The organism is Microbacterium sp., from assembly GCF_003248605.1.
In the GTDB taxonomy this organism is placed as follows: Bacteria; Actinomycetota; Actinomycetes; order Actinomycetales; family Microbacteriaceae; genus Microbacterium.
On sequence record NZ_QFPF01000165.1, the window covers coordinates 1 to 6,192 of the forward strand.

General features: G+C 66.9%; 5 protein-coding genes, 2 tRNA genes and 3 pseudogenes. 4 read left to right on the forward strand and 6 right to left on the reverse strand.

Annotated features, from left to right (window positions below; genetic code table 11):
* Nucleotides 1-358 (forward strand): VanZ family protein (locus tag DI573_RS14425; protein ID WP_292815781.1); only part of this gene is annotated, 358 nt, incomplete at its 5' end.
* A gap of 110 nt (nt 359-468) precedes the next feature.
* Here DI573_RS14425 and DI573_RS14430 read toward each other — a convergent pair.
* The 4 genes from DI573_RS14430 to DI573_RS14445 form a co-directional block, all read right to left on the reverse strand.
* Nucleotides 469-542 (reverse strand) — tRNA-Met (locus tag DI573_RS14430).
* Nucleotides 543-576: 34 nt separating this feature from the next.
* Nucleotides 577-648, reverse strand: a tRNA-Thr gene (locus tag DI573_RS14435).
* Nucleotides 649-712: 64 nt separating this feature from the next.
* Entirely contained in the window at nt 713-1,717 is a 1,005-nt protein-coding gene (locus DI573_RS14440; protein ID WP_292815784.1) for a M23 family metallopeptidase, read from the reverse strand.
* 241 nt (nt 1,718-1,958) lie between these two features.
* Nucleotides 1,959-2,765, reverse strand: coding sequence for an inositol monophosphatase family protein (locus tag DI573_RS14445; protein ID WP_292815787.1), 807 nt, complete (start codon nt 2,763-2,765; stop codon nt 1,959-1,961).
* A gap of 151 nt (nt 2,766-2,916) precedes the next feature.
* Between DI573_RS14445 and DI573_RS14450 the strand changes: the two are divergent.
* Nucleotides 2,917-3,723: pseudogene (locus DI573_RS14450) on the forward strand (IS5 family transposase); the annotation flags it as partial.
* Between the two features lie 44 nt (nt 3,724-3,767).
* On the opposite strand, the pseudogene DI573_RS14455 reads toward DI573_RS14450, so the two are convergent.
* Nucleotides 3,768-3,962: pseudogene (locus DI573_RS14455) on the reverse strand (IS3 family transposase); the annotation flags it as partial.
* A 238-nt stretch (nt 3,963-4,200) separates the two neighbouring features.
* Between DI573_RS14455 and DI573_RS14460 the strand changes: the two are divergent.
* Entirely contained in the window at nt 4,201-5,292 is a 1,092-nt protein-coding gene (locus tag DI573_RS14460; RefSeq protein ID WP_292815790.1) for a transposase, read from the forward strand.
* Nucleotides 5,293-5,307: 15 nt separating this feature from the next.
* Here DI573_RS14460 and DI573_RS14465 read toward each other — a convergent pair.
* Nucleotides 5,308-5,557, reverse strand: a pseudogene (locus tag DI573_RS14465) (DDE-type integrase/transposase/recombinase); the annotation flags it as partial.
* 275 nt (nt 5,558-5,832) lie between these two features.
* Here DI573_RS14465 and DI573_RS14470 point away from each other — a divergent pair.
* Nucleotides 5,833-6,192: NAD(P)-binding domain-containing protein (locus DI573_RS14470; protein ID WP_292815793.1), on the forward strand; the 360-nt coding region annotated here is incomplete at its 3' end.

Consider the following 6,192-nt stretch of genomic DNA (forward strand, 5'->3'; position numbering starts at 1 on the left):
GACGCTGGCACCGATCCCGTGGGCATCGCTGAACAACAACCAGTTGCCGCTGGGCGTACTCGATCCCGATGCGTGGCTCACAGCGACCACGTGGACGGTCGGCTCCGTCGTGGAGGTCGCCGTCAACCTGCTGATGTTCGTCCCCATCGGCGTCTTCGCCGCACTCGTGCTGCGCGGCGCCTGGTGCTGGATCGCGCCCGTGCTGCTGAGCGCCGGCATCGAGATCGCGCAGATCGCACATCCGGATCGCATCTCCGACCCGCGCGATCTCGTCATCAACACCTCTGGTGCGCTTCTGGGGGTCCTGATCGTGCGGATGGCGCGACGTCCGGCGGTGACCCCCTCGTCGCTCGCATGACACTTGAGGCACGGTCGCAAGCCTCCTCGCCGCGACAGAGGAACGCGACCCGCGCACGAAACGTCAGGATGCTGCGACGCAAATGCAGCTTCGACCAGGCTATTAATCTGTAGCAGGAGCGGGGCTTGAACCCGCGACCTCACGATTATGAGTCGTGCGCTCTCACCAACTGAGCTACCCTGCCGAACGGCTTCCGGCGGTCGAGACCGGAGGCTGCGAGCCCCGAGTCAGGATTGAACTGACGACCCCTTCCTTACCATGGAAGTGCTCTGCCACTGAGCTATCGGGGCGTTGAACCCGCATGCGGGCAACCAGAAGAGAATACCAGAGCCGCGGCATCCCGAAAGAATCGTGTCAGCCGCCGGCGTGCTCGCGGAGCCAGGTGAGCGGGTCGATGCGCTGGTTGTTCACGAAGACCTCGAAGTGCAGGTGCGCGCCGTACGAGAGGCCCGTGTTGCCGGTGAGGCCGAGGAACTGCCCCACCTCGACCGTGTCGCCTGCCTTGACCTGCAGCGATCCGTACTGCATGTGCGCGTAGTGCGTCGAGAAGATCTCGCCGTCGATCTCGTGATCGATGATGACGTGCACGCCGAAGGCCGCGCCGCTCTCGCTCGCGACGCGCACGGTTCCGCCCGCGACGGCCTGGATCTGCGCACCCTCGCCCGGGGTGAAGTCCAGCCCGTAGTGGAACGAGCCCCAACGCGGTCCATAGCCGTCCGAGATCGGCACGCCGGCGGCGAACGGCCACTGGATCGGCGCCGACGGGTCGTTGACGAAGAAGTTCGTGTGCCGGGTGATGCCGGTCGCGGCGGCGATCTCGGAGAACGTCGCCATCGTGTAGGTCTCGTCGCGTCCGAGCTCTGTCGTCGCGGTGTCGGGTGCGACGTACGCCTGAATCTGCTCGACCTCGGCCTCGTCGGTGGATGCCGGAGCCTCGATCGTCGTGACCGCATCGGTCTTGGTCGCAGCGGCGACGGCCTCGGCGGGCGCGCCGACGGCGATCGTCATGAGGCCCACGACGCCCATAACCCCGACGCTGAACGAGGCGGCGACGGCTTGTTTCGCGAAGACACGGGAACGGCGGGCGGGCGCCCTGCGAACCCGCCGCGGTGCGCGGTCCTCCGCCTCGGACTCATCCGCGGCGACGGCCTCGGCATCCGCTGAGTCCTCAGCCTCGGGCTCCGCGTCGAACGCCGCGGCGGCCACACTGATCGGAGTCTCTCCGGTGAAGGCGAAGGCGCGCGCGGCGCGAGCGAACGCATCGTGCTCGGCGTCGCGATCCGCGATCCCCGCGACCGGTCCCTGCGCCTGCGCCGCCTGCTCCGCCTTGACCCGACGCAGCTCCGCCCGCGTCATCATCGCGGGGCGCCCCACGGGAGACGTGGGCGCGGGGGCGTCTGCTCGACGGGCACGGCGCGTAGCGCCGGGGTCCGCCAGGGGGGCGTCGGACTGCAAGCGGTGGAACTCTCGGTCGGGTTCGTATCGGGGGGCGATACGCGGACTTCGGGGTGGAGGTGTCGTCACGATCCATTCGGGTGAAAGGTAACGAATGGATAAACCTTAGCGGCTCGGTCCTGAGAATGCCATGTGGGCACCCCGGTCAGGATGCGAGCGCGTCGGCGAGCGCCTGCGTGAACGCGGGCCAGAATCCCGGCGCCGCGGCGATCAGCAGATCCCGGCTCGCGCGCTCCCCGTCGAGGGCACCGACGATTCCCCCGGCCTCTTCGACGATGAGCGCGCCCGCGGCCTGGTCCCAGGGCCACAGTCCGCTTTCGTAGTAGGCATCGACCCGCCCCGCGGCCACGGCGGTCAGATCCAGCGACGCGGCACCCATGCGACGGATGTCGCGGGCGATCGGCATCATCTTCCCCAGCACCGCGAGCTGGCGCGTCCGCTTCTCCGGGTCGTACCCGAAGCCCGTCGCGATCAGCGCTCCCGAGGCGTCGGGTGCCGCGTTCACGGCGATGGGGCGCTCCCCGAGAAAGGCACCCGCTCCGCGCGCGGCGTGGAAGAGCTCACCGGTGGCGGGATTGTGCACGACCCCGGCGAGCGCGGTCCACTCGCGGGGATTCGGCGTGCCCTGCACGACGCCGATCGAGACGGCGTACGCGGGGATCCCGTACGCGTAGTTGACGGTGCCGTCGATCGGGTCGACCACCCACGTCACCCCCGTGGTGCTCTCCCCCGCCCCGGACTCCTCGCCGAGGAACCCGTCGCCCGGCCGCTCGGCATCCACGCGGGCGCGAATGAGCGCCTCGACCTCGCGATCGGCTTCGGTGACGATGTCGGCGAGACCCGACTTGGTGGCGGCGATCCGCACCCCCTCGTCGCGGCGGCGCCGGGCGAGTTCCCCCGCCTCGCGCGCGATGTCGATGGCAAGCTCGCTCAGCGTGGATTCGATCGTCACCCCACCACGCTACCGAGTCCCGGCATCCACCCCACCCGCCCGGCGGCGCGCACTAGGGCGTGTCTCCCATATCGCTGGTGAGGCTCACGGCAGTCTTGTTGTGTGAGGTCTGATTCGCGGTTGAGGGTGTTCACGGACGAGCAATGGAAGCGAGGGCATCGCGTACCGGTACCGGACCGGGATCCCGTGGCGTGATCTGCCGCGCGAGGAGTTCGGGCCGTGGCAGACGGTGTGGAAACGTCACCGCCGCTACGCCGGCGACGGCACCTGGGACCGGGTTCTCGCACGGATCCTCGCCGACGCCGACGCAGCGGGGAAGATCGACTGGGCGGTGTCGGTGGATGCCACGATCGCGCGTGCGCATCAGCATGCGACGAACACCACCCGACCCGACCAGGACACAGGGGGCGGGATCGAATCACAAGAATCTGCCGTGGCACGAGGTTGAACCGGCCGGACACGGCATCGGCCGCTCCCGCGGCGGGCTGACCACCAAGATCCACCAGGCCGTCGACGGGCGGGGCCGACCACTGGCGATGGTGATCACCGGCGGACAACGCAACGACGGTGCCATGCTCACCCATGTCCTGGCGGAGATCCACGTCCCCAGGCTCGGCCGCGGACGACCCAGAACGCGACCCGACGCGGTCATCGCCGACCGGGCTTACACGTCAGGGGTGACCCGAACCGAACTGCGCCGTCGCGGGATTCGGGCCGTCATTCCGGAGAAGAGCGACCAGATCGGCGCCCGGAAACGCCGGGGATCACGCGGCGGCCGCCCACCCGGGTTCGACGCCGTTGCCTACCGCGGACGCAACGTCGTAGAACGATCGTTCGCTCTCGCCAAGCAATGGCGGGGCTCGCCACCCGCTACGACAAGCTCGCGATCACCTACCGCGCGGCCGTCACCATCAGCGCAATCCTCACCTGGCTACGCCATATGGGAGACACGCCCTAGCCACCCGAACTGGAACCCAAACCGTGGGGCAGGTCAGTTTGTAGTCACGCCGCGAGTGTGACGGTCGTGTTCATGATGGTCTCGAACTCGATCGGGGCCAAACGGCCCAGGCGACGCTGGCGGCGGCGCCGGTGGTAGGTCCGTTCGATCCAGGTGATGATCGCGATCCGGAGTTGCTCCCGAGTGGTCCAGGAGCGGCGGTCGAGAACGTTCTTCTGCAACAACGAGAAGAAGGATTGTGACACTTGCGGCATGCTGCGCGGCAAGGTGGTGTCGGCTGGTGTGACCCGCTGTGACACTTGCGGCATGCTGCGCGGCAAGGTGGTGTCGGCTGGTGTGACCCGCAGAATGACCGACCCTCCGGGTGTCCTCATTTGGAGATATGTCCGCCGGCCGCACTGCCGAACTTCAGATGGCTTGATTAGGAGCTTGTCCCTTCGGGTGACCCATCACAGTCCTGCCTCGATCCCTCCGGCAGTGGATCCGCTGAAGAGGAAGAGGTGCCTGAAGATGGTTGTTCTTGCAGAACTCGTTGACCACGTGATCGGCGTTGATCCAGATCGAGACCGCGTGACCGCAGCTGTGGTCAGCGTCACGACGCAGGGAGAGTTGGGATCAGCAACGTTTCCCGCGACGCGGCGAGGATACGGCCAAGCGTTGCGGTGGGCGAAGACGCTCACCATCGACGAGCGCCGGGCGTGGGCCATTGAATCGACGGGCAGTTACGGTGCTGGTCTGGCCGCAACGCTCGCTGAGAAAGGCGAGTTCGTCATCGAATTCGACCATCCAGCTACCCGCGCCTCTAAAGATGGCGCGAAGTCTGACTCGCTCGACGCGGTTCGCGCGGCACGCGAGACGTTGGGGCGCAAAACCTGGGCGACTCCAAGATCGCGGGGACTCCGCGAGGGCTTACGCACCCTCATCGTTGCCCGTGATTCTGCGAAGCTTGCGCGCGTTGCTGCGATCAACGTCTTGAAGGCGCTCATCGTCACGGCCCCTGTTGACCTTCGTGAGGAGCTCAGGGGACACACGTTTGGGAAGCTCGTCGATCGATGCGTTCGGCTGCGTCCGGACACCGCGACGGATCCTGAGCACGCCGCCACAAAGCTCTCCCTGCGAAGCACCGCGACACGGGTCAGGCAGCTGACGATGGAGTGCAGAGAGCTCGAACAAGCGATGCTTCCCATCGTGCGCGAGATTTGTCCCGCCCTGCTGGACGAGACCGGTGTCGGCACACTCGTCGCCGCGCAGATCCTCATCTCTTGGTCGCACGCGGGCCGATGCCGCGACGAAGCCGCCTTCGCGCGTCTTGGCGGAGTCGCACCGCTCGAAGCTACGTCTGGTCAGAACCAGACCCGGCATCGTCTCTCACGCGGCGGCGACCGCCAACTCAACCGCGCCCTCCACACCGTCATCTTGGCGCGCGCCAAGGTTCACCCCGAGACGCGCGAATATCTGGCTCGTCGAATCGTCGACGGGAAGACCAAGAGAGAAGCAATGCGGTGCTTGAAGAGGTACTACGCCCGCCATCTCTACCGACTGCTCGAGAGCGCTGCTATGCCCTCTTGACACCGATAGGAGCATCTCCATGGCGGCGTTGTCCCCGCTGGAGCCGACTCTGCCCATCGATCCGACCATGCGGCGACGGGTCAGCGCCCTCAGGAACTTCCGGCTGCGAAACTGACCGGTCTCTATCGCTGTGGACGATGCAGCCGGCGACGTCGCCGCGCATCTGAACGGCGTTCTCGAGCGCTTGGACGGCCAGCCGCGACTTCATCCTGGAGTCGATCGAGTACCCGACGATCCGGCCGGAGAACGCGTCTTTGATCGCGCAGTATTCGAGCGCCGTCGACAGCGGAGGGAGGTGGCAGTGGTGAGTGTGGTGTTCACGACGTGACGCCATCGTTACTGCTGCGTGACAAGGGTGTGTCTGGGGGATATCTGGATCCGTCGCCGTGTAAAGAATAAGAACTTCCGATGCGCGCTGCGCAACGTCAATTGATTGGCCGGCCGGCGCGGCCAACGATGAACAGACATGGCGCAGCAGCCCGGCCATCGGACCGGGCTGCAGACAAGCCGTTCATGAAGCGTCGGCGTACAGGAGATCCAGTGAACCAGCAGCACGTGCCGCCGAAGCGCATCGCGTGGCTCGGTTTCGGCGAGATGGGCCGTCCGATGGCTGACCGGCTCGCTTCGGCTGGTCATGACATCAGGGCCATCGATCTGCGAAAGCAGGCGAGCCGGGATGACGACCTGGCGTGGGTACGCGCCGCCGACATCGTGTGCACGTGCCTGCCGGGTCCCGCTGAGATCCGTGACGTGTGGATGGGAACCCCGGAGCTCGTTGACGCACTCTCGGCGTGCACCGTCGTCATCGACTTCTCCACGATCGGCCCCGATGCGGCGAGCGAGGCCGCTGAGTTGGTTACGGCCCTCGGCCACACCTACATCGACTCTCCGGTGAGCGGG

Bases quoted from the DNA above. Each gene is read 5' to 3' on its own strand.
- DI573_RS14440 (WP_292815784.1), bottom strand. From the start codon at position 1,717: ATGATGACGCGGGCGGAGCTGCGTCGGGTCAAGGCGGAGCAGGCGGCG.